This is a genomic window from Shewanella sp. T24-MNA-CIBAN-0130 (assembly GCF_040310185.1).
Classification (GTDB): Bacteria; Pseudomonadota; Gammaproteobacteria; order Enterobacterales; family Shewanellaceae; genus Shewanella; species Shewanella psychromarinicola.
Map to the genome: position 1 here is coordinate 1 of NZ_JBEOPP010000001.1, position 25046 is coordinate 25046.

At 43.6% G+C, this 25046-nt stretch carries 20 protein-coding genes; 2 read left to right on the forward strand and 18 right to left on the reverse strand.

Features of this window, described 5'->3' with window-relative positions:
* Positions 1-675 precede the first annotated feature (675 nt).
* Together secA and AAEZ02_RS00010 are read right to left on the reverse strand one after the other, a co-directional pair.
* Positions 676-3396 (reverse strand): preprotein translocase subunit SecA, encoded by a 2721-nt coding sequence (gene secA, locus AAEZ02_RS00005; protein ID WP_124012775.1) that lies wholly within the window; start codon positions 3394-3396, stop codon positions 676-678.
* A 58-nt stretch (positions 3397-3454) separates the two neighbouring features.
* Positions 3455-4354, reverse strand: coding sequence for a M23 family metallopeptidase (locus AAEZ02_RS00010; protein ID WP_124012776.1), 900 nt, complete (start codon positions 4352-4354; stop codon positions 3455-3457).
* 27 nt (positions 4355-4381) lie between these two features.
* Here AAEZ02_RS00010 and AAEZ02_RS00015 point away from each other — a divergent pair, with 27 nt between their 5' ends.
* The gene (locus AAEZ02_RS00015) at positions 4382-4834 is read left to right on the forward strand and encodes a DUF721 domain-containing protein (protein ID WP_101033241.1); all 453 of its coding nucleotides are present in this window, start codon (positions 4382-4384) and stop codon (positions 4832-4834) included.
* A 4-nt stretch (positions 4835-4838) separates the two neighbouring features.
* Here AAEZ02_RS00015 and lpxC read toward each other — a convergent pair whose 3' ends face one another.
* The 15 genes from lpxC to mraZ all read right to left on the reverse strand — a co-directional run bounded on the left by lpxC (position 4839) and on the right by mraZ (position 21860).
* Complete coding sequence (gene lpxC / locus AAEZ02_RS00020; RefSeq protein ID WP_101033242.1) at positions 4839-5759, reverse strand: UDP-3-O-acyl-N-acetylglucosamine deacetylase; 921 nt, start codon at positions 5757-5759, stop codon at positions 4839-4841.
* Positions 5760-5969: 210 nt separating this feature from the next.
* Positions 5970-7148, reverse strand: a complete 1179-nt coding sequence (ftsZ, locus tag AAEZ02_RS00025; protein ID WP_124012777.1) for a cell division protein FtsZ — start codon at positions 7146-7148, stop codon at positions 5970-5972.
* A 26-nt stretch (positions 7149-7174) separates the two neighbouring features.
* The gene (ftsA, locus tag AAEZ02_RS00030; RefSeq protein WP_011639211.1) at positions 7175-8410 is read right to left on the reverse strand and encodes a cell division protein FtsA; all 1236 of its coding nucleotides are present in this window, start codon (positions 8408-8410) and stop codon (positions 7175-7177) included.
* Positions 8407-9177, reverse strand: coding sequence for a cell division protein FtsQ/DivIB (locus AAEZ02_RS00035; RefSeq protein WP_124012778.1), 771 nt, complete (start codon positions 9175-9177; stop codon positions 8407-8409). Before AAEZ02_RS00035 ends, ftsA begins: the two co-directional genes overlap by 4 nt.
* Before the next feature lie 121 nt (positions 9178-9298).
* Positions 9299-10756, reverse strand: a complete 1458-nt coding sequence (gene murC / locus AAEZ02_RS00040; protein WP_124012779.1) for a UDP-N-acetylmuramate--L-alanine ligase — start codon at positions 10754-10756, stop codon at positions 9299-9301.
* Between the two features lies 1 nt (position 10757).
* A complete protein-coding gene (murG, locus tag AAEZ02_RS00045; RefSeq protein ID WP_124012780.1) occupies positions 10758-11861 on the reverse strand; it encodes an undecaprenyldiphospho-muramoylpentapeptide beta-N-acetylglucosaminyltransferase in 1104 nt (367 codons plus the stop codon).
* On the reverse strand, positions 11861-13075 hold the full coding sequence (ftsW, locus tag AAEZ02_RS00050; protein ID WP_101033247.1) for a cell division protein FtsW: 1215 nt from the start codon (positions 13073-13075) through the stop codon (positions 11861-11863). Before ftsW ends, murG begins: the two co-directional genes overlap by 1 nt.
* Entirely contained in the window at positions 13065-14387 is a 1323-nt protein-coding gene (gene murD / locus AAEZ02_RS00055) for a UDP-N-acetylmuramoyl-L-alanine--D-glutamate ligase (RefSeq protein ID WP_101033248.1), read from the reverse strand. The genes ftsW and murD overlap by 11 nt, the downstream gene beginning before the upstream one ends.
* Before the next feature lie 22 nt (positions 14388-14409).
* Positions 14410-15492 (reverse strand): phospho-N-acetylmuramoyl-pentapeptide-transferase, encoded by a 1083-nt coding sequence (gene mraY / locus AAEZ02_RS00060; RefSeq protein ID WP_101033249.1) that lies wholly within the window; start codon positions 15490-15492, stop codon positions 14410-14412.
* Positions 15493-16881 carry a UDP-N-acetylmuramoyl-tripeptide--D-alanyl-D-alanine ligase gene (locus AAEZ02_RS00065; protein ID WP_124012781.1) on the reverse strand — a complete coding sequence of 463 codons (1389 nt, stop codon included), beginning with the start codon at positions 16879-16881 and terminating at the stop codon, positions 15493-15495. It abuts the gene before it with no gap.
* Positions 16878-18371 carry a UDP-N-acetylmuramoyl-L-alanyl-D-glutamate--2,6-diaminopimelate ligase gene (murE, locus tag AAEZ02_RS00070; RefSeq protein WP_351078706.1) on the reverse strand — a complete coding sequence of 498 codons (1494 nt, stop codon included), beginning with the start codon at positions 18369-18371 and terminating at the stop codon, positions 16878-16880. The genes AAEZ02_RS00065 and murE overlap by 4 nt, the downstream gene beginning before the upstream one ends.
* On the reverse strand, positions 18355-20094 hold the full coding sequence (locus AAEZ02_RS00075; RefSeq protein ID WP_124012783.1) for a penicillin-binding transpeptidase domain-containing protein: 1740 nt from the start codon (positions 20092-20094) through the stop codon (positions 18355-18357). Before AAEZ02_RS00075 ends, murE begins: the two co-directional genes overlap by 17 nt.
* Before the next feature lie 11 nt (positions 20095-20105).
* Positions 20106-20420: a cell division protein FtsL gene (gene ftsL, locus AAEZ02_RS00080; protein WP_101033253.1), complete on the reverse strand. Its 315-nt coding sequence runs from the start codon at positions 20418-20420 to the stop codon at positions 20106-20108.
* Between the two features lie 14 nt (positions 20421-20434).
* Positions 20435-21376: a 16S rRNA (cytosine(1402)-N(4))-methyltransferase RsmH gene (gene rsmH, locus AAEZ02_RS00085; RefSeq protein ID WP_101033254.1), complete on the reverse strand. Its 942-nt coding sequence runs from the start codon at positions 21374-21376 to the stop codon at positions 20435-20437.
* A 25-nt stretch (positions 21377-21401) separates the two neighbouring features.
* On the reverse strand, positions 21402-21860 hold the full coding sequence (mraZ, locus tag AAEZ02_RS00090) for a division/cell wall cluster transcriptional repressor MraZ (protein WP_124012785.1): 459 nt from the start codon (positions 21858-21860) through the stop codon (positions 21402-21404).
* Positions 21861-22914: 1054 nt separating this feature from the next.
* Here mraZ and AAEZ02_RS00095 point away from each other — a divergent pair.
* Positions 22915-23235 carry a hypothetical protein gene (locus AAEZ02_RS00095; protein ID WP_124012786.1) on the forward strand — a complete coding sequence of 107 codons (321 nt, stop codon included), beginning with the start codon at positions 22915-22917 and terminating at the stop codon, positions 23233-23235.
* Positions 23236-23247: 12 nt separating this feature from the next.
* Here AAEZ02_RS00095 and glpK read toward each other — a convergent pair whose 3' ends face one another.
* Entirely contained in the window at positions 23248-24744 is a 1497-nt protein-coding gene (glpK, locus tag AAEZ02_RS00100; protein ID WP_351088194.1) for a glycerol kinase GlpK, read from the reverse strand.
* Positions 24745-25046: the final 302 nt, after the last annotated feature.

A 25046-nucleotide genomic window follows, 5' to 3' on the forward strand; every position in this document is an offset into this window, starting at 1 on the left:
GTTAGGCCTGCCGCCAGCGTTCAATCTGAGCCATGATCAAACTCTTCAATTAAAGTTTTTTGAAAACCCCACTCTTACAAGTAAGAACGACGCTTTCGGCTCAATGAATTCTGATTTCATTAATTAGACTCGGAAGAATCTAAATAATGTTTGTACATATTACTATGAACACTCATCGTTGCATTGAGTTGAAATTTTTTGATTGCCAACATTCCGAAGAACAGAAGACAATTTCGAATAACTCAATACCTGTGAATGTCCACACAGATTACTTGATAAATTGTTAAAGAGCGTTGACCGTTTCAGTAGGTCAGGGGTGCGTATTCTACGCATTCCCTTTATGGCGTCAAGTGTTTTTTCAAACTTCTTTTTGCCTGTTATCAACACTACTAAGTAGTTGTTAATAACGCTAACCGGTTTTTGCTTTCGCTGTATGCCGTGTCAGTGGATGCGCATTATAGGCAGCTTGAGATTTAGTGCAAGCGCTTTTGTGTAAAAAAATGACCTTTTTATGATCTTTTATTCATTTCACCACTTAACTACAAGATACCCACTATTTACCCCCAAAGTTATCCACAATTGGTTAATTTATCAGAGAGTTTTAAGATGACAGAAACAAAAAAGGTAGCGAATAATCGCTACCTTTTTTATCTAATATCAATGATGAACTGATAATTAACTGAGTTTACCGTGACATTGTTTGTATTTTTGGCCTGAACCACATGGGCATGGATCGTTACGGCCTATCTTCTCACCTTCACGGATCACCGTTTTAGGCGCTTTTGCTTGTTGTGTATCTTCATTGCCTAATGCTTCAGCTGATGCGTGTTGATAAGCCAGTTCGATCTTTGCTTCTTCGTCACGGCGACGCTGTTCCATTTCGTCTACATCGGACTGAGCTTGCACTTGGACCTTAGATAGAACACTTATCACATCATTTTTCAATGATTCAAGCATTTGTTGGAATAACTCAAAAGATTCACGCTTATATTCTTGCTTTGGATTTTTCTGTGCATAGCCACGTAAATGAATACCTTGACGCAAATGATCCATAGCAGCTAAGTGTTCTTTCCAGAGTCCATCGAGTGTTTGTAGCATTACCGATTTTTCAAATTGACGTAATACCTGTGCACCGACCATTTCTTCTTTAGCTTTATATAAATCAGTCCATGATGTCACGATACGTTCGCGTAAGGTTTCTTCATGCAGATTATCATCTTTATCTAACCATTCTTGTATCGTTAACGCTAGACCAAACTCATTACTGAGGCGTTGCTCAAGCCCAGGCACATCCCAGAGCTCTTCGAGTGAACGTGGTGGGATATATTGGTCGATAATAGCGCTGATCACATCTTGTTCGATATTCTGAATCGTTTCTTGAATGCTTTCAGCATCCATTAACTCATTACGCTGTGAATAGACGACTTGACGCTGATCGTTAGCAACATCATCGTATTCCAGTAGTTGCTTACGAATATCGAAGTTACGCGCTTCTACTTTACGCTGGGCATTTTCGATAGCACGCGATACCCAAGGATGTTCAATCGCTTCACCTTCTTCCATCCCTAGTTTTTTCATCATGCCTGAAACACGATCTGAGGCGAAGATACGCATTAAGCTGTCATCCATCGACAAGTAAAAGCGTGAAGAACCGGCATCACCTTGACGACCTGAACGGCCACGTAGCTGATTATCGATACGACGTGATTCATGACGTTCTGTACCAAGAATATGTAAACCGCCAGCTTCGAGTACTTTACCATGCTGAATGTTCCAGTCTGAACGAACCTTAGCAATCTGTTCAGCCGTTGGATTTACTAATTCTTCAATTTCAACTTTCCAGTTACCACCCAGAACAATATCCGTACCACGGCCAGCCATGTTTGTTGCAATGGTTACTGCGCCAATACGCCCGGCTTGAGCAATAATCTCTGCCTCTTTCTCGTGGAATTTGGCATTCAATACACTGTGTGGAATTTTTGCTTCTTTTAGTAATGATGCTAAAACTTCAGATTGTTCAATTGATACGGTACCAACAAGCACTGGCTGACCACGTTCACGACAAGCTTCAATGTCTTTAACAATAGCTGCATATTTCTCTGGCGCGGTGAGATAGACCAGATCAGGCATATCGTTACGCACCATAGGCTGATTGGTCGGTACAACAACAGTATCTAAACCATAGATATGTTGAAATTCAAATGCTTCAGTGTCTGCAGTACCTGTCATACCGGCAAGTTTGTCATACTGTCTAAAGTAGTTTTGGAAAGTAATAGAAGCCAGAGTTTGGTTTTCATTCTGGATTTTAGCGCCTTCTTTGGCTTCGACAGCTTGATGTAAGCCTTCAGACCAGCGACGTCCAGGCATAGTACGACCTGTATGTTCATCGACGATAATGACTTCATCATCTTTGACAATATAATCGATATCTTTTTCAAACAAGGTATGTGCGCGAAGTGCGGCATGAGCATGGTGCAACAAAGAGATATTCGACGCAGAATAGAGTGAATCACCTTCTGCTAACATGCCTTTCTCAATTAAGAGTAGCTCAACTTTTTCTTGCCCACGTTCAGTTAAATAAACCTGCTTACCCTTTTCATCAATTGTGTAATCACCTTCGCCAACATAGTCTTCGGTATCTTCTTTGTCTTGACGGATTAAACTTGGGATTAATAAATTGATTTTAGCGTATAGCTCAGAACTGTCTTCGGCCGCACCAGAAATAATCAACGGTGTACGGGCTTCATCAATTAAAATTGAATCGACTTCATCAATAAGGGCATAGTGCAATGGTCGCTGAACACGTTCTTGGGGAGAAAACGCCATGTTGTCACGAAGGTAGTCAAAACCAAATTCATTATTGGTGCCGTAGGTGATATCGGCAGCATAGGATTCTTTCTTTTCAAATTGGCCTATACCAGAAATGTTAATCCCGACACTTAAGCCTAAAAACTCAAACAGTGGGCGGTTATTTTCAGCATCACGCGTTGCTAAGTAGTCGTTCACAGTAATGATGTGAACACCTTTGCCCGTTATTCCATTAAGGTAGGCTGGCAGGGTTGCCGTCAGGGTTTTACCTTCACCGGTTCGCATTTCAGCAATACGATTGCTGTCTAATACCATGCCACCGAGTAATTGAACATCAAAGGGACGCATTTCAAACACACGCTTTGATGCTTCACGTACAACAGCAAAAGCCTCTGCCATGATATTATCTAACGTTTCACCATTTTCTAGACGGGTACGGAACTCTGCAGTTTTAGCTTTAAGTTCTTCATCAGAAAGTTTTTCGTAATCAGATTCTAATGCATTAATTTGATTAACAATTTTTCCAAGACTTTTCAGGGTGCGGTCGTTGCGACTTCCGAATACTTTTGTCAGTAGTTTGCCTAACATCTTAATCACTTATCTGTTGTAGGTTTGGCTCATTTGAGCGCATTAACCGTTAATATTATTAACTTGCTTTGCGGTAGACGTATTTCTGTGGATCTATTTGTTGTTTACCGCGCAGCACTTCGTAATGCACATGGGGGCCGGTTGAACGGCCTGTGCTTCCCATACTGGCAATTTTATCGCCTTTGGCAACGACGTCACCTACGTTTACTGACAGAGATTTATTATGTCCATACCGAGTGCGAAGACCATTTCCATGATCAATTTCGACTAACTCACCATAGCCAGACATCCTTCCTGACCATGTTACTACGCCTGCAGCAGTCGCAGTAACATCTGTCCCTTCTTTACCGGCGAAATCAATACCTTTATGCATTGTTCGTCGGCCATTAAAAGGGTCATTTCGTAAACCATAGGACGAAGATAACCAACCTTTATCGATTGGCCGCCCTGATATAAAACGCTCTTCATCTATATGGAGATTAGATGCTACTGTTTCAAGTAGTGATAGCTGAACGTTATTATTATCAATTCTAGATGCCAGCTCACTCATTTCATCGATAAGCTGACTTAATTCGACACCATTGCCTATTTCGCTTAAACCGCCGATACCAACTTCTGTAGAGAAATCAAATTGATCATCAAGGAGGTTATTTTGCGCTACTTGTTGCCCCAGGGCTTCAAGACGGGTGATTTTGGCTTGCATCTTGGCCACATGAACAACCAAAGTTGTCAGCTGGGTTTCTGTTGCAGTTTTGAGTTCTACCACTTGTTGCTTTTGCTGTTGGCGCAGTTGTTTATTTTCATCAACTTTCGCTTGTTGGTTAGCAAAACGCTCAGTGCTATATTGATATATTCCTGTGCCTGTGGCCATTAGAATAATAGGTAGGAGTAACCAACGCTTGCTAGGTTGCCAGCGCGTTACACCATTTCGACCTTGGATAAAAACTGTTACACTCATAGCTTCATTCAGCCATCTAATTATCATATGAAAAAGCCCCCTCAAGATCTCAGTAATTTAGTTCATCTGTCTGGGAGACTGCCTGAACTGGCCGAGAAAGCAGAACTACTTAATAATCTGAATCGTTATGTAAAACAGACGTTAAATGGTCCTGTGGCCGAGCAGCTCAAAGTCGCCAATCTCCGCCAGGGTGTTCTTGTTATTGAAACTACATCAGCAGCATGGGCTGCTAGAATAAACTTTCAAAAGCAGAAGCTATTAAAACAGCTTCAAACTGATACGCTTCCGATGCTTACCGGTATTGAGGTGAAAGTCAATCCTGGACTTGCCTTAGCAAAACCACAATCTCAACCTAATCAAAATATGATCAGCACCACTGCTGCAAAACATATTGAAGCATTAGCAGAACATATCGATGGTTCTTTAGGTGAAAAACTAAAACGGCTGGCTGCATTAGCCAGCCGTAATAGGCAATCTTAACCAGTTAAGCGAGTGTTAACGCACCTGGAACCATGAAACTGACAGGTACATCAGCCTCTTTGTCAAAGCTCACTAATTCCCACGCATCTTGCTGAGCAAGTAATGCACGGACAAGTTGGTTGTTTAACGCATGACCAGTTTTATAAGCCGAAAACTCACCGACAATGGCATGGCCAGCAACATATAAGTCACCAAATGCATCGAGAATTTTATGCTTAACGAATTCGTCTTCATAACGCAGACCATCAGGGTTTAATACACGATATTCGTCAAGTACAACGGCATTTTCCATGCTGCCACCCAGTGCAAGATTATTCGCACGTAGATATTCAATATCTCGCATAAAACCAAATGTTCTGGCACGACTAATGTCTTTCACGAACGCTGATGTCGAAAAGTCCATCACCATGTGTTGCTGACTGCGAGCAATTTCTGGGTGAGCAAAGTCAATTTCAAAATCAACTCTAAACCCTTTGAAAGGTTTTAACTCGGCCCATTTATCGCCATCTTCAACACGCACAGGTTTGGTGATTTTTAGATATTTCTTCGCGGCTGCCTGTTCTTTAATACCTGCACTTTGCAGTAAGAACACAAATGGACTTGCACTGCCATCCATAATCGGGATTTCTGGAGCGTCAACTTCGATAATAGCATTATCGATGCCTAAGCCAGCAAGTGCAGCAAACAAATGCTCAATAGTTGATATTCTTATACCGTCATCGTTTACCAGGGCTGTACACATTGTTGTTTCACGAACCATATTGGCCTTTGCTGGTATAGACACAGCTGGGCTAAGATCGGTACGCTTTAGCACAATCCCGGTATTCACAGGTGCAGGCTTAATGCACAGAGTCACTTTGTTGCCAGAATGTAATCCGACACCAGTGCTCTTCACCATTTTTTGAACAGTTCTTTGAAAAATCATTCAGAAGCCCATAAATATCAATATTAAACAAATAGTTGCAATTATAGCCTCAGGCTATCATGCATAACTGGTACAACATCTTACCATAAATTTGGCTTTTCACAAAAAAAACGCCAAACACATAGCAAATTATAAACCTGTTTACAAAATAACCCTTGTCAGCACATCGCGCTCATTAGTCACGCAAAAACATAGCGTTTTATCCGTGTACTAATCAGCTTGTTTACGCAAGAATGCTGGAATATCAAGATAGTCAGCATCTGTGCGCGGTACTGGTTGTGTCTGTGTCTGTGTCTGTGGAACAGCATTACCTTTTGACGCAGCATAACTTTGTTGTGATACAACTTCATCAACAGGTTCTGGACGAGGCTCCATTACAACGGGCTCTGGACGAGCAACAGGCTTAGACACTAATTGAATGTCTGGCTTTTTCTCTGCACCAATACCTGTCGCAACAACGGTTACTCGCAATTCGTCACTCATTTCTGGATCAATAACAGCACCCACAACAACAGTTGCATTCTCAGATGCATAGGCTTTAACGTGATTACCCACAGTTTCAAGCTCTTCAATGGTGATATCCATACCGGCGGTAATGTTCACTAACACACCGCGAGCACCTGCTAAATCGATATCTTCAAGTAATGGGCTGGCAACAGCTGCTTCTGCAGCTTCTTCAGCGCGATCATCACCACGAGCAACACCGGTACCCATCATGGCATTACCCATTTCAGACATAACGGTTTTCACATCGGCGAAATCGACGTTGATAAGACCTGGGCGAGTAATTAGCTCTGCGATGCCTTGAACGGCACCAAGCAATACGTTGTTAGCAGCAGCAAAGGCATCAAGTAGTGATGTGCCACGGCCAAGTACTTTTAATAACTTTTCGTTTGGAATCGTAATTAAAGAGTCAACATGTTTTGCTAATTCTGCAATACCAAGTTCAGCGTAGGCCATACGCTTTTTCCCTTCGAATGGGAAAGGCTTAGTCACTACTGCAACCGTTAGAATACCTTCTTCGCGAGCAATTTCTGCCACGACTGGAGCAGCACCAGTACCGGTACCACCACCCATACCGGCTGCGATAAAGATCATATCAGATCCTTTAATCGCCGCACGAATATTCTCGCGGTCTTCTTCAGCGGCTTGACGACCGACATCTGGGTTTGCACCCGCACCGAGCCCTTTGGTCACGTCGCGACCAAGCTGAATAGTTGAACCCGCACTTGATTTACGCAGTGCTTGTGCATCTGTATTTGTGACGATAAATTCAACACCTTCGATGCTGTGCTTTACCATATGTTCGACAGCATTTCCGCCGCCGCCACCGACGCCGATGACTTTAATCACCGCTTCGTCTGAATGTGTATCCATGATCTCAAACATTGTCTGATCTCCGATTGTCTGCGTTATTAAAATTCACCTTTAAACCAACTTTTGACCCGATTCAAAAAGCTGGTAACCCCTTGTCGCTCAGGTCGTTCGAACTGACGTTCGATAACTCGCCTTGCTCCATAATGAAGCAACCCTATTCCTGTCGAATAAATAGGTTGATCCACATATTCGTATAATCCTTTTACTGGTAGCGGTGATGCGACACGAACTGGCATGCCAAAGGTTGCTTCAGCAATTTCAACGGCACCCGATATCGAGGACGTTCCCCCAGTAAGCACAATCCCTGCTGCAATTTGATCTTCTAAACCGCTATCTTGTAACTGCTTGAGAACAAGCTCAAACAGCTCTTGGTATCTTGGCTCTACCACTTCTGCCAGAGTATGTCGTGACATGCTGCGTGAAGGACGACCACCCACCGATGGCACTTCAATACTGTCTTCACGACTTACCGTTGAACTTCTGGCACTAGCAAACTGCACTTTAATTTGTTCTGCATGGGTTAACGGTGTTCTGAATATCTTGGCGATGTCACTGGTGACTTGATTACCCGCGACAGGGATCACCGCACAATGACGTAATGCGCCGTTGGTATATACAGCAATATCGGTCGTTCCACCACCAATATCGACAATGCAGACACCTAAATCTTTCTCATCATTTGTGAGTACTGAATCCGCTGAGGCAATACCCGAAAACACGAGGTCATCCACTTTTAAGCCACATCGTTCAACACTTTTAGTAATGTTCTTTGCCATGTCATTGGCACACGTCACAATGTGAGCTTTGGCTTCCATACGCATGCCCGACATTCCAATTGGGCTCTTAATCCCGTCTTGAACATCGATAGAATATTCTTGCGGTAGTACATGCAAGATACGACGTTCTGTCGGGATCTTAACCGAGCGCGCAGTATGGATGACATTATCAACGTCTTCTTGAGTCACTTCTTCGTCGTTAATCGACACCATGCCGTTTTCATTTTGGCAGGCAATATGTTTACCCGAAATACTTAAGTACACCGATGACACCTGGCAATCCGCCATTAACTCAGCTTGATCTAACGCTCGTTGTACACTACGTACAATTGAGTCGAGATCATTTACACCGCCTTTATCCATGCCACGAGAAGGATGATTACCTAAACCAATGACACTAATCTCACCATCAGGTAATACTTCGCCAATGATCACTGCGACCTTGGATGTCCCTATATCTAACCCCACGATGAGGTTTCTTTCCTGATTTTTGGTCATTTATTGTCGACTCTCTGTTTTGAATCATCCCAACCTACGGCGAAACCGGTATCGTAACGTAAATCAACGGTCGCAACGGGTTTATTACTTTGCTTCAAAGTAGGATACACATTAATAAAACGTTGTATCCGTGACATTTTATCTTCTCGCCCAAGCTCAATTTCAATTCCATTTGCTAGTACGGCATGCCAGGCATGGCGTGGGCTTAAGCGTAAACTAGCCAACTTAAACTCGTTTATTGTCAATAAATCATCTAACTGCTGATAACTGGTCAAGACTTCTATTTCAGTCCCTTCTGGGCCAGATAACTTGGGTAGAGCATCATGTTCGGGATGCGCTAGCGCATCAAATATCTCACCGTTAATATTGAGCCACGACACTTCATTCCAATGCGCTACAGCTTGTTGCTCTTGCAAGGTGACCTTAAACTTTGCCGGCCATTCTCGTCTCACTGATGCATGATAAACCCAAGGCAAAGCCTCTAATGCTTTTTGTACATCCACGACATCGGCGTTAAAAAAACTACTTTGCATTAATGACTGCAATGCGTTTTTAATTTCGTCATCGGTGGTATAAATTCGCTCGCCTTTAATAGCAACCGCTTCAATTGGCAGTGTATCTGCATCATTTAACAGATCGTGTAGTTGCACACCGCCCCAGACTACGGTGCCAAGCACACTGCATAAAAACACTACACCAGTGCAAAAATACCAATTAACACGAGCCAGTTTATGTTTTAGTTGCCGCCCTTTATCGCTCCACGACACCTTAAATCCGCCTCTGACGTTGTTCTGACATTAGCCGCAAAAGATCGGTCATTATATAGGCCAATTTAGAAGGATTAAAGCCCGATTTTCACACTCAATAATGGGTGAGAAATCAATCACTTTATTGACCTTCTGCAGGCACTTTACAACCCAGATTATTCTGGGCTAATTCTTTCGATAAGCTACCAATATTACCTGCGCCTTGAGTCAGAAATAAATCCCCATGTTGCAATACATCAGATAATACTGACGCAAGTTGATCTGGGCTGGCGATAAAAATAGGGTCTAATTGGCCACGTAGTCGAATTGAACGGCACAATGAGCGCCCATCGGCACCGGGTATTGGCGCTTCACCTGCTGCATAAACATCTAATAACAATAAACAATCTACTTGTGATAATACGTCAACAAAATCTTCATATAGGTCACGGGTACGGCTGTAACGATGCGGTTGATATGCCATCACTAAGCGTTTATCTGGCCAACCTGCTCGCGCCGCTTTAATCGTTGCTAATACTTCACTTGGATGATGGCCGTAGTCGTCTACGAGCATCACACTGCCATTAGGCGTATCGAATTCACCTACATGCTGAAAACGACGGCCTATGCCTTCAAATTTTGCAAGTGCTTCTACAATCGCACTATCATCAATGTCATCTTCACTGGCGACAGCTATCGCGGCTAATGCATTAAGTACGTTATGCTCTCCAGGTAAATTAACCACAAAATCGACATTCTCTTTACCATGGCGCTTAACGGTAAAACTTGATTGGTAGCCATTCTGGGCAAAATTAATCGCCTGAACATCAGCCTCTTCGCTAAAACCATAAGTGACAATTTTACGACCTATTCGCGGCATAATTTCACCAATAACCTCATCGTCAATGCACATAACTGCCACGCCGTAAAAGGGTAAATTATGCAAAAAATCGACAAAAGTGTTTTTCAACTTTTCAAAATCACCACCATAGGTATCCATGTGATCGGCTTCGATATTGGTGATCACACTCACCATTGGCTGCAAATGTAAAAAGCTTGCATCGCTTTCATCGGCTTCGGCAATGAGATAACGACTTGTGCCTAAACGTGCATTAGTACCTGCACTATTGAGCAAACCACCAATCACAAATGTTGGATCTCGTCCAGCTTGACCATAGACACTGGCGATTAGACTGGTTGTCGTGGTTTTACCATGGGTGCCAGCAATCGCAACACCATGACGATAACGCATTAACTCGGCCAGCATCTCTGCACGGCGCACGATCGGAACGCGTAACTCTTTAGCAGCAATAATCTCAGGATTTTGCTGGTTAATGGCAGTCGAAACGACAACCACATCAACCTGTTCAACACTTTGGGCCTGATGGCCAATAATGATTTTTGCGCCTAAACTCGCCAAACGTTCAGTGACTCTATTGATGGCGATATCCGAACCACTGACTTGATAACCTTCGTTCAAAAGTACTTCCGCAATACCCCCCATGCCAGCACCACCGATGCCAACAAAATGAATGCGCTTGATCCGCCTCATTTCAGGGATCATGCTACGAAGCTGTGCGTATCTTTCTGTCTTTGTCATTTCAACCCTTTATCGCAAATGAGGCACAAATATCTGCTACTCGTTGAGTCGCATCTAATACTGCCACGCCTCTTGCTTTGTGACCCATTTGGACCAGTTCTTGTCTATTTTTAGCAAATAACTGCAATTTCTCTGCAAGATTATCTGCATTTAAAATGGTTTGAGGTAATAAAAAACCTGCACCTGCATCAACAAGCACTGATGCATTAACGGTTTGATGATCATCAACCGCATGGGGGTACGGAACTAAAATACTCGGTAAGCCCACTGCAGCAAGTTCTGATACTGTAAGAGCGCCTGAACGGCACACCACTACATCGGCCCAACGATAAGCCGCTTCCATGTCATCAATAAATTCAGCAACATTTACACTGTCTGATTGTCCGAGTTGTTGATAGCTCGCTTTCACAGTGGCGAGGTTATTTTTACCCACTTGGTGCCAAACTGTCAGTGAATGGTGCTTGCTTAAATGAGCAACCACTGCTGGCATGACATCATTCAATACTTTGGCGCCTAAACTGCCACCCACCACCAGTACTCTTAACGCATCAGCTTGTGACGCTTTAATTTGTCCGCCTAACTCTATCAATTCTTGGCGAATTGGATTGCCCACAACCTCCACATTAGCCACGTGGCTGGCAAAGGTATTTGGGAATGCACACAATACCTTTTTGGCAATCTTAGATAACAATTTATTGGTTAATCCTGGAATCGCATTTTGCTCATGCAATACTAAAGGAATACCTGATAATCTCCCTGCCACGCCACCAGGGCCACTGGCAAAACCGCCCATGCCTAAAATCACGTCGGGCTGGAAATCATCAATCACGGCTTTGGCTTGAATGATTGAACGAATAATTTTAAACGGTGCCGCTAATTTGCGAATAAGTCCATTACCACGCACGCCTTTAATATCAATAAACTCAATATCAAATCCATGTTGCGGAACAAGGCGAGCTTCCATCCGCTCAGCAGTACCTAACCAGCGAATTTGCCAACCTTTGTCTGCTAAGTACTTAGCCACCGCAAGTGCTGGGAAAACATGGCCGCCAGTGCCGCCAGCCATAATCAATATCTTAGGAGAGCTACTAATATTACTGTTCATTAACTCGTTCTCCCTTGTACTGCTTGCACCAAACTAACTCGACGTTCATGATCTATCCTAACAAGCAACATCACAGCAGCGGTCATAATCCACAAACTACTGCCACCATAGCTAATAAACGGTAGGGTAAGCCCTTTGGTTGGTAACATACCAATACTGGCTCCCACATTCACTACGGTCTGAAAACATATCCAAATACCCACACCATAGGCGACATAACTTTCAAATGGTCGCTGCATTTTCAAACATAAATTACCTAATCTAATCGCACGAATAGCAATAAAAAATAATGTGGATAACACAATAATAATACCGATAAACCCCAGTTCTTCACCAATCACCGCAAAAATGAAATCAGTATGGGCTTCGGGTAAATACGCTAACTTCTGAATACTGTTACCCAATCCCTGACCAAACCAATCACCGCGGCCATAAGCCATTAATGATTGTGTTAATTGATAACCACTGCCAAATGGATCTTCCCACGGGTCCATAAATGAGGTCACTCGTCGCATACGATAAGGCTCAAATAGCACCAGTAATACGAATGTTGCTACGCCAAGTAAAACCAACACCATAAAGTCAGTAATGCGGGCACCAGCTAAAAACAGCAAGCTTACCGTACACACAAATAGCACCACCACGGTGCCAAGGTCGGGTTGTAATAAAATCAACACGGCGAACAGACCGTAAACCCCAATCGGTTTATAAAAGCCTTTACGGTTTTCACGAAGCTCACCATGGCGACGCACCAAGTAACCCGCCATGTAAACAATAAATACAAACTTGGCTATTTCGGCTACTTGGATCCTAATCGGACCGATAGACAACCAACGACGCGCACCGTTAACAGATGTGCCGATAAACAGCACTGCTATCAATAAGACCAACACGGCGAGCATCAACATGCCGCTATTTTTTTCCCAATAACTGACTTCGAACTTAAGTACCACATACGAAATAATCACGCAGCCCACAAGATAAAGCACATGGCGGTACATAAAATAAAATGGATCGCCAGTCAGTTTGGTCGCTTCAGGCATCGAAGCGGACATTACCATTACAAAGCCAAAACATATCAAGCCGACAATCGCGACTACAAAACTTCGGTCGTACAGCAGCATATCAGGAGCATGCTCATCCGATAATAACGAGGGTAAAGACCAATTAAGACCTCGTTTAAACAAGCTCAGTTGCGGCTCGTTATTCGCCATTGGCTAACAACTCCACACACTGCCTAAAATCATCACCGCGGGCCATAAAGTTCTTGTACATATCTAAACTGGCACACGCAGGAGACAATAGTACTATGTCTCCCGACGACGCTAATTCAGCAGCTTTGGCGACAGCATCGGCCATTGTTGCCACCTGAAGAGTGCCTTTTTTTAATTTGGCTATCTTGGGGCCATCTCGCCCCAAGGTAATCAATTGAGTAATATTACTCAGCGGTTTTGTCAGTGGACGAAAGTCGCTTCCTTTGCCCGCGCCCCCTGCGATCAAGTACAAATCGCCTAAGTGTGAATTAAGCCCCTCAAGTGCGGCAACTGTTGCGCCGACATTAGTGGCTTTGGAGTCATTGATGTACGACACACCTTGTTTAACCGCAATCAGCTCACAACGATGGCTTAAGCCGACAAAGTTTTTGGCCACTTTAATCATGGCCGCTTTACCCACATCACAAGCATCGGCTAATGCCATTGCTGCGACTAAGTTTGCATGGTTGTGGCTACCAATTAAGGTCACATCAATTAAATTAATAATCTCACTGTCACCATGAAAAATTTTGCCATCACTTAATCCCCATGCATCACCCTCTGGCACGTCTAAACCAAAATTATTTTGATTCATCGGCTCAAAAGGATAAGTCAGCTGATCGTCACGGTTGTACATCACAAACCGACTTTGCGGGTATAAACGTAATTTGGCTTCGCGATATGAATTCAAATCGCTGTAACGATCCATATGGTCTTCGCTAATATTAAGGCACGTTGCCGCAATACAATTTAACGAATAAGTCGTTTCCAATTGGAAACTCGACAACTCAAGCACATAAATTTCAGCATCTTGAGCTAATAAATCCAATGCGGGTGTACCAATATTGCCGCCAATCGCAACAGACTTACCCGCAGCGAGCAGCATTTCGTATACTAATGTGGTGACCGTGGATTTACCGTTTGATCCGGTGATGCCGACAACACACGGTTTTTTGTCTGCAATGTGGCGCGCAAATAGCTCAACATCACCGATAACTTCAATGCCCATATCCAATGCAGCACGCACTTCAGGCGTATCAACCGGTACACCTGGACTGATAATAATTTGGCTGGCCTGAACTAAATAGCGACAATCAAACCCACCAGCTAATAATTCAATATCGGCAAACTCTTGTGCCAACGTCTCAGCACCAGGCGGATGACGACGGCTGTCCATCACTAAAGGTTTAATGCCTTTAGTCGCTAAAAAACGCACGACCGAGAGCCCTGTAGCCCCTAAGCCTAAAACAATGTGCGTGTATTGAGTGTGCATAATACTGACCTTTATTAATTGCTTAGCGTAATTTTAGAGTCGCAAGACCCAGTAACACTAAAAACAACGAGATAATCCAGAAGCGCACAATAACCCGCGGCTCTGGCCACCCTTTTAACTCATAGTGATGATGAATAGGCGCCATACGGAAAATACGTTGACCACGTAACTTATACGAGCCCACCTGTAAGATCACCGATACCGTTTCCATCACAAAAACGCCACCCATAATAACCAACAAAATTTCTTGGCGAACTAAAATGGCAATCACACCCAATGCGGCGCCCAATGCTAATGACCCCACATCCCCCATAAACACTTGTGCGGGATAAGTGTTAAACCATAAAAAGCCTAAACCAGCACCGACTATTGCAGTACACACAATCACTAATTCGCCCGCTAAAGGTAAATGAGGAATGTGTAAATAATTGGCAAATTGAGCATGGCCAGATAAGTAAGCAATTAATGCAAAGGCAGCCGCGACCATCACAGTTGGCATAATCGCCAAGCCATCTAAACCATCGGTTAAGTTAACCGCATTACTGGCACCAACTATGGTGAAATACGCTAAAACGATAAACATGATGCCTAATTGAGGCATTATATCTTTAAAAAATGGCACCACTAGTTGGGTTTCGCCGACCATGGTCGATGTACTGTACAAATACACTGCCACCACTAAAGCGGCGATAGACTGAAAAGCATATTTCCAGCGAGCAATCAGACCTTTAGTATCTTTTTTTACCACTTTACGATAATCATCAATAAAGCCAATAAGCCCAAAACTAGCCAATACAAACAAAGTCACTAATACGTAACGGTTGGATAAATCACCCCATAACAACACGCTGATAAAAATACCCGCAAGGATCAATATGCCACCCATTGTCGGCGTACCGCGTTTGCTAAAATGAGACTCTGGGCCATCACTTCGAACCACTTGACCAATTTGCAACATCTGCAAACGATTGATCAAAATAGGTCCCCACCACAAACTAAATACCAACGCGGTTAACAAGCCTAAAATAGCCCGGAACGTTACATATGAAAAAACGTTAAACCCTGAATAAAACTGGGTTAAATACTCGGCTAGATAAACCAGCATTTACACTAACTCCCCACGCCCGTAGGCATCTAATAAACTGTCCACAACTCGCTCCATAGCCGCGCTGCGGGAACCTTTAACTAAAACGGTGATATTACCTGTGATACTTGCTAACTGTTTTTGTAATGCCACAATTAATGCCTCTTGAGCAATAAAGTGTTTACTACCAAATGCTTCACTGGTATTTGCCGATAGCTGGCCGCAACAAAATAACGACTCTATGGTTGCATTTTTAACCTGCAATCCAATACTGGCGTGTAAAGGGGCAGCATTGTCGCCTAATTCGCCTAAATCTCCCAGCACTAAACAACGATATCCATCTCGTTGTTGCAACCAATTAATCGCTGCACTGACCGATGTTGGATTAGCGTTATAACTATCATCAATTAATAACACTCTACCAAGGTCGTGAGGTTGCATTCGGCCCTTTACGGGTTGGAGTAATGCAAAGCCTTGGGCAATTTCAACAAGCGATAGTCCTAAAGCAATACACATAGATGCCGCGGCAAGCGCATTACTCACTTGATGCATACCAGCAAGTGGTAACTGCACCACTTCACGCTGCCCAGCAAAGGTTAATGTAAACTGAGAACAACCATTGGTATCTGTCACTATGTCTGTCGCGGTAACATCGGCATCAACATTTATCTCACGGGAAAAACGCAGTTGTTTTCGCCCAGTGGACCGTTGCAACATAAAATCGGCAAATGTGTCATCAGCATTGATAACTGCGGTGCCATCTTGTGAAAGATGATTAAAAATTTCAGATTTAGCCTGAGCAACACCTTCAAGCGAACCAAACCCCTCAAGGTGAGCATTGCCAATATTATTAACCAATGCGACTCGGGGTTGAACTAATGATGAGGTGTAATCAATTTCGCCACGATGGTTTGCACCAAGCTCAAATACCCCATATTCATCACCTTCAGTTAACCGCAGCAAGGTTAACGGCACGCCAATATCGTTGTTAAAATTACCCGCGGTAAACAACACTTGGTGATGTTGAGATAAAATAGTGGCCAGCATTTCTTTAACGCTGGTTTTGCCGTTTGATCCGGTTAAGGCCACACAAATAGGTGCAACGGTTTGGCGAACTAAAACGCCCATTTCGCCCATAGCTTTTTGGGGATCAGCGACCACAATTTGCGCAATATCTGCTGTAACAGAGTTATCGACTAATAGATGATCAACCAAAAGTGCTACCGCACCATTTTTTACCGCTGTAGCAGCAAAATCATGGCCATCAAAACGCTCGCCTTTTAATGCGATGAACAAACATTGAGCGGCAATATTGCGACTATCTGTACTAACACTGGTGATGACGCTATCTTGACCTGTTAACGTGCCATTAAGGTGCTGCGCTAATGCTAAGAGATTGACACTTATCATAACGTCTCCTGAGACAACTTGAATGCTAAGGCACGTTCATCATAATCAATTCGCTCGCCAGCCACTTCTTGATAGGTTTCATGACCCTTACCCGCAAGCAGCACTATATCGTCAGCTTGTGCCAATGAGACAACATGGGTAATGGCTTGAATACGATCAACCTCGGTGAGTACGTTTTGAGGCTGACTAATACCTTGTAAAATATCATTGATAATGGCTTGTGGATCTTCGCTTCTGGCATTGTCACTCGTGATCATCACTTTATCTGCATATTGCTCAGCGGCTTGTGCCATCAAAGCACGTTTACCTTTGTCACGATCGCCACCGCAACCAAATACACACCATAACGTCCCTTTGCAGTGCAGTTTTAATGCTTTTAAGGCTTGTTCAATGGCATCAGGAGTATGAGCATAATCAACAACCAAAGTAGCTTTATTAACCGATGAAAAGCGTTCCATACGCCCCGCAACAGGGATCAACTGTGGCAGCACGGCTAATATGGATGCCATTGCCATTCCTTGTAGATATAACACCGATATGGCTGCTACAAGATTAGACAAATTAAAGGCACCTAATAGCGGTGAGCTAAGCGTCCCACTTAGCGGGCGCCCACTGTCAATGTCGGTGAAATGCAGTGTCGCCGTCACCCCAGCATCATGGTATTGGATGGCATCACAGTAAAAGTCCGCTGTGGTATTAGCTTGAATGCTGAAGGATTTATTCTTTTGGTTCGCCAGTTCTGTCAACCATTTGGCGCCGACGGTATCATCAAGGTTAATCACACCATGTTGTACACTGGGGAATTGAAATAAGCGTTTTTTAGCTGCGGCGTAGTTATCCATATCACCATGATAATCTAGATGATCACGGCTTAAATTAGTAAAAACAGCTATCTTAAATGGCGCCGCTTCGACGCGTCCTTGGACTAAACCATGGCTTGACACTTCCATCGCACACAGTTCAGCGCCTTGAGCAACAAACTCTCCAAGTTGGCGCATAATAGTCACCGCATCTGCAGTTGTATTGCCGCTATCAACAAGTTGCCCCCACAAACCATTACCTAACGTCCCCATCACAGCGGCTTGATGGCCGAGTAAATGAACAATTTGAGCGATAATTTGGCTAACAGAGGTTTTGCCATTGGTCCCCGTTATTCCAATTAAAGACAACGATTGACTATTAGGTAAATAAAACTGTGCGGCAACGGCCGATAATTGACGGCTTAACTGGGAAAAATACACTAATGGCACAGTATACTGAAGGCGATCGACCCTGCCATGTTCATCAGAATTATCAGTATGAATCAGTATTGCCGCAGCTCCCGCTTGGATCGCTTGAGGAATGAAGACTCGACCATCGACTTTATGACCGGGCAAGGCCACAAATAAACCACCCGCTTTAACATCACGGCTGTCTAGCGTTAATCCATTAATGGATTCGCCGCCAGAATAATGAAACCACGGTGCTAATAGATCATTTAATAACATCATGGTGGACTCCTTGCACAGCGGCCAAGTGAATAGCATCCCTCGGTTCAACATTAAGCATTTGTAAGGCACCAGACATAATTTTAGCAAATGCGGGGCCAGCAACGTCACCACCGTAATATTTGTCACCTTTGGGCTCATTAATCACCACCGAAATGGCCAAACGCGGTTTATGAACCGGCGCAACGCCCGCAAATATAGCCACATAGTCATCGCCATAGCCACCAGCAACGGCTTTACGGCTGGTACCGGTTTTACCGGCTACAGGGTAACCATCAATATGAGCTTTCGTCGCCGTTCCTCCAGCCTCAGTCACACCCACTAACATTTCCATTACGTCGTGAGCAACTTGAGTTGAAATCACTTGTTCACCCTTGGGTGCTTTCCTTAGCTTTAATATCGACACAGGATAAAGAATGCCGCCACTGCCTAGCGTGGCGTACATACGTGCAATTTGTAACGGCGTCGCAGTCAAGCCATACCCGAAAGACAGGGTGGCACGCTCAAAGTCAGACCAGCGATGACGAACATGAATTAACCCAGCACTTTCACCGGTTAAATTAATACCTGAATAATTACCTAACCCCATTGATTGATAAGTGGCTAATAACTGTTGTACAGGTATCGACAACGCCAGTTTACTAATGCCAACGTTACTCGACTTAACCAGAATTTTAGCTAATGACATTTCACCGTAATTATGGGAGTCACGAACTTGACGCCCACCGAGCCGGATCCAACCTGGTGATGTCGATATCAATTCATTCACTTTCACTGTGCCAGCTTCAAGCGCTGCAGCAACAACAAAGGGTTTTATGGTTGAACCAGGTTCAAATGTGTCAGTTAACGCGCGATTACGCATTCGATGTGGCTGTAAATTATCTCTGGCATTGGGATTATATGATGGCGTATTCACCATCGCTAATACTTCGCCAGTATTAACATCAATAACCACCACAGACCCAGAAGTCGCTTGGTATGTTTCAGTCGCACGCTTCAGTTCGCGATAAGCCAATTGCTGAATACGTTGATCAATACTGAGCACTAAATCATTAGAGCTTTCGCCTTCTTGTACTATATCTAACCGCTCAACAACGCTACCATCGCGGGATTTACGGACTTTTTGTTTAGATGGCGTCCCGGTTAACCACGTATTATACGTGTTCTCAATGCCTTCAATACCCACATCGTCAATATTGGTAATGCCAATTAATTGAGCGGCTATTTCACCTGAGGGATAATAACGGCGAGATTCTGGTTTAAGATAAATACCGCCAATTTTAAGCTCCTCAATATAGTCAGCAACCGCTGATGTGACCTGACGTTTGAGGTATACAAAGCGTTTGTCAGGGTTGTTTTTAACTTTATTAACCAGCTCATCAACAGGCTCTTGCAATACATCGGCGAGGGCTTGCCAACGGCGCATATCTTTAAACGCATCTTGATCATAGGCATGTTTGGGATCCGCCCACACCGCTCTCACGGGCACACTGACCGCCAGCATATCGCCATTGCGATCGGTTATTAAGCCTCGCTGAACTTGGTTACTGGTTGTGCGTAACGTGCGCATATCACTTTCGTGACGAAGCCTGTCTGGTTCAATAATTTGAATATAAGCTGCACGTGCAACTAGACTGCAAAATAATAACAATACAAAACCCACCACAACGTATAAACGCCATGGAATAAGTTCGTGATTTAATTTTTGTTTTGCTTGTCTAGCCATATTCCCTATGCTCACTTGACTCGAATCATCACTTCCTCCTTAGGAAGCGGCCGAGTCATATTTAATTCTTTGGTTGCAATCCGAGTCACGCGACTGTGCTCAGATTGCGATTGTTCTTCTAATAATAAATTTCGCCATTCAATATCCAAGCGATCTTGCTCTTGCAGCAACTGATCCCATTGGGTAATCAACTTACGCGTTACATGGCTGGTGTAAACTACGGCTACGCCATTCATCACAACCAATACACTCAACAGCAATATCCACTTGTGGTGCCAAATGTCGTGTAACACAATCTGAGGCAAATTTAATGGTGATTGGCTCACATTACCCTCAGTGGTTAATAATCCAGACGCTCGGCAACTCGTAACACAGAGCTGCGCGCGCGTGGATTTTGCTCTAATTCCGCATCAGAAGGCTTCATCGCCTTACTCATGGCTTTTAATTTACGAGATTTATTAATTTCAGCTTCTGTGATCGGTAAACCATGTGGCACGCTATCACCTTGACTATGACGACGAATAAAACGTTTCACCATACGATCTTCTAGGGAATGGAAACTGATCACTGATAGACGGCCCTGGGGAGCTAACACCGCTAAAGCACCTTCTAACGCTTGATTTATTTGTTCTAATTCGCTATTGATGTAAATACGAATCGCCTGAAACACTCGCGTCGCTGGATGCTTATTACGCTCTTTCTTTTTGGTAATACGCGCGATTAAATCGGCTAAGTCTTTGGTGCGTAAAAAGGGTGTCTTCTCACGATCAGCTGCAATACAACGTGCAATATGGCGCGAATTCTTTTCTTCACCGTAGGTTTTAAATACCCATGCCATATCTTCAATTTCTGCACGCGCTATCCACTGGGCAGCGGTTTGACCTTGACTGTTATCCATACGCATATCGAGCGGGCCGTCACGTAAAAAACTAAAGCCACGTTCCGCATCGTCTAATTGTGGCGACGACACGCCAAGATCAAGCAATACACCATTAATCTGGCCTGTTAATCCAAGCTCATCGACATACTCAGCTAATTGACCAAAGCCACCGTGGACAATTTGGAATCGAGGGTCATCAGCAAACTGCTTAGCAGCCTCGATGGCTTGCGGATCTTTGTCTATCGCAATTAAGCGACCATTTTCACCCAAATGACTCAACACATGACGCGAATGCCCACCACGGCCAAAAGTGCCATCAATGTAGATGCCATCACTTTGGATATTGAGACCATCGACGGTTTCATTTAGTAATACAGATAAATGGGCAAACTCTTGGCTCATTGGATTCTTCTAACCTTTTTGGTCACTACAGTGAAAAGTATGCCAAGCGTTCATTGCTGGCTAAATCTTGGCTTTGAATGAGCGTATTGCCATCATCCATTTGTTGTTGCCAAGCACTCTCTTCCCATAATTCAAATTTATTCAGTAAGCCCACCAGCATGGTTTTCTTTTCTAAACTGGCGAAACTTCGTAATGCCGGCGGGATCACTATGCGTCCGTGGCTGTCTAGTTCGCAATCTTGTGCGTGACCTAGTAATTTTCGTTTAAAGGAGCGCTCAAGTGGATCGGTATCAGAAAGCAATCTTAGCTTTGCTTCAATCTGCTCCCATTCGTGTAGCGGATAAATCAATAAACAAGCGGCTTCAATGTCTACGGTAATAATCACAGTACCGGCATGTTCGACACGCAACGCATCACGGTATCTCGCTGGAATAGCGATCCGCCCTTTAGCATCCATGTTGATTGCACTGGCACCACGAAACACGTTATTGAGTCCTTATTGTTATCATTTGATCCACAATGATCCACTTCTTCCCACAAATGCTAAGTTTAGGGACTCTATGCAAGTTTTGTCAAGGGATGGACAGATATATTAAATCCAGACACCAAGCGGGTTAGCAGCAAATTAATATCAAGCAGGATGAATGACAGAGCCATTTGTAGAAAACAGCTAAAAATCAGGGTAAATGAGTTAAACCAGACACATAACGGTCGTTTTATCGGCAAAAATAAACACGTGATCTTTTTAATTAATCTTATTTTATGCTTCGAATACTCCATCTTTACGTCGTAATCTTGCCCATAAACGCCATTTTAATCACATTAAAGATCAACAAATAGTCGACTGAGTCCACTTTATATCGTTAAAAACCGCCTTATCTTATGCAATGTCTTGCGACTGTATTCAATCTCAGCATTGATCGCCGCGTTATTGAGACGTAAAAGCCTCTTTATTCACCTTGATGTGCATTGTACTGATGAAATGAATAACAATGCTTAAACGACTTGGTATCATTAGCTTATGCTAAAACGCTATCACTCAAGATCACGGTATTTGTCTTCGATATCTTAATGTTGAGCGCAGCATTTTATCAATTTATCTGGCAATCACAGTTAATTATGTTTAATGCCTTAAGGGTCATGCGGTTGTGATGACTCAATGAAAACGGTTAAAGGCAGTGCTCGAAAGTGAATAACGCGGTGATCACACTAAATCTAAATCCAACCAGAAGTTACACCTTCTTTGGTCAGCTAAGATCAAAGCGATGCGTTGTTGACGTCACTCTGTTAGTAACGCTCTGTTAGCATTATTCTGTTAGTGTTAATGCATCATTGAAATAACGCATAACAATAATGAAATGAGCATATTTGCTGATACCCACCACAAGCAAAGGGCCAGTCTAAATGCATCAATCAAGAGTATGAAAATGTCAGCCAAATTATTCTTAACCTAAAAAGATTAAATTTTAACCAACCTGAGTCGATAAACAGTTATGATGATTAACATTAGCGTCATTTCATCGTTACAGGAGAGCAACATGAGTATTGACAGCATTTATGCCATGCTAGCCAGGCCAGTACAGGCTGTGAGTGAACGTAAACGGATTGTTGAACAAGTCAAAAATGCCAGTGCGATTAGTGCTGACAGTCACGAGGCGCCTCAGTCACAATTACCACCAAACATTAGCCATAAAATGCCTATTCAACGGCAGGAAGCACCTCGACAAGATAGACGAGCCAAACCGCGAACGGTTAATGAGAAAAAAAATGTCGGTAACAAAATTAGACTAATGAAAAGTGATAAGCGATTCTCCACTCGTGGAGAAACCGCCAGTCAGCATATTGATATTGAAGTGTAACGCTTGCCTTAGTTAAGCAAGGTTACCATTAGGACTCACTTGAGATACTGCTTGCTTCCAACCATGGTACAACTTTGCACGGATCTCTATATCCATTGTCGAGGTAAATTCCCGCTCGGTAGACAGCATGGTTTGTAATTCATCCGTCGACTTCCACACACCAACGGCCAAGCCCGCTAGAAATGCCGCCCCCATCGCGGTGGTTTCAGTTACAAGGGGACGAATAACTGTTGCCCCAGTAATATCTGCTTGAAATTGCATTAAAAAATCATTTGCCACCGCACCACCATCGACTCGAATTTGTGTCAGTGGTACATTAGAATCTTTACTCATAGCATCAAGCACATCACGTGATTGGTAAGCAATCGCCTCTAACGCCGCACGAATAATATGATTCCGATTGGCGCCACGGGTTAAGCCAATGATGGCACCACGGGCATCGGCATCCCAATAAGGTGCACCTAAGCCCACAAATGCAGGCACTAAGTACACGCCATTGGTGTCACTCACTTTGTCGGCAAAATATTGAGTGTCGCAGGCATCGGTAATAAGACCTAGCTCATCACGCAACCATTGAATCACGGCCCCGCCCATAAATACCGAGCCTTCTAAGGCATAATTCACTTTTGCATCAGTACCAATAGCAATGGTGGTTAATAAACCATGGGTTGACTCGACAGCTTTGACACCGGTATTCATTAACAAAAAACACCCTGTGCCATAAGTATTTTTAGCCATCCCAGGTTCGATACATAATTGGCCAAACAAAGCCGATTGTTGATCACCCGCCATCCCCGCCACAGGAACAGGATTGCCTGCAAGTTCGGTATAACCGTATATTGCGCAAGAAGGTTTCACTTCAGGTAACATTGCCCGAGGTATCGTAAACAAATCGAGTAATTCTTGGTCCCACTGTTGATCGTGAATGTTAAATAACATGGTCCGAGAGGCATTAGTCGGTTCGGTCACATGAACGTTACCTTGTGTTAGCTTCCACACCAACCAAGTGTCAACGGTGCCAAACAATAGATCGCCCGCTTCTGCTTGTTCACGAGCACCGTCAACATTATTCAAAATCCACTCAATTTTTGACGCCGAAAAGTACGGATCAAGTACTAGCCCGGTTTTCTGACGCACCATCTCTTCAGCACCTTGTGCTTTATGATGTTGGCATATTGCTTGGCTGCGGCGGCATTGCCATACAATGGCGTTATATACTGGCTTACCTGTGTGTTTATTCCAGACTATCGTGGTCTCACGTTGATTGCTAATACCAATCGCGGCAACATCATGATGACTTATCCCTTTACGAGTCAGTACTTCAACCAGTACTGAACTTTGTGAAGACCATATCTCCATGGGATCATGCTCTACCCATCCCGCTTGCGGATAATGTTGGGTAAATTCACGCTGAGCCACGGCGACGATATTGGCTTGATGATCAAACACAATGGCACGAGAGCTTGTAGTGCCTTGGTCTAACGCGACAATGTATTTATTGGCAACCATCTGACTTCCTATCTCATGTAGATGTGATCTTTTATGTGGTTTTATTATTCAATTATTTACATAATTGTTTTATCTGAATTTTATAATTTTTTATATCGTTTCTGTACTGACTAATCCAACATTACATCCTAAATCGATATATAAAATCAATGCAAGTAAATGTCCTCTGTTAGCATAAACCCAAACCACTTCAACATGCTCGTGTCAGTACTCCCGTAGGAAAACGAACAAGGCAGTAATTGAAGGTAATGGTGACAGCCTTACCGAGAGCGTCGCTTCGCGACTGATAGGTTCTAGGAACT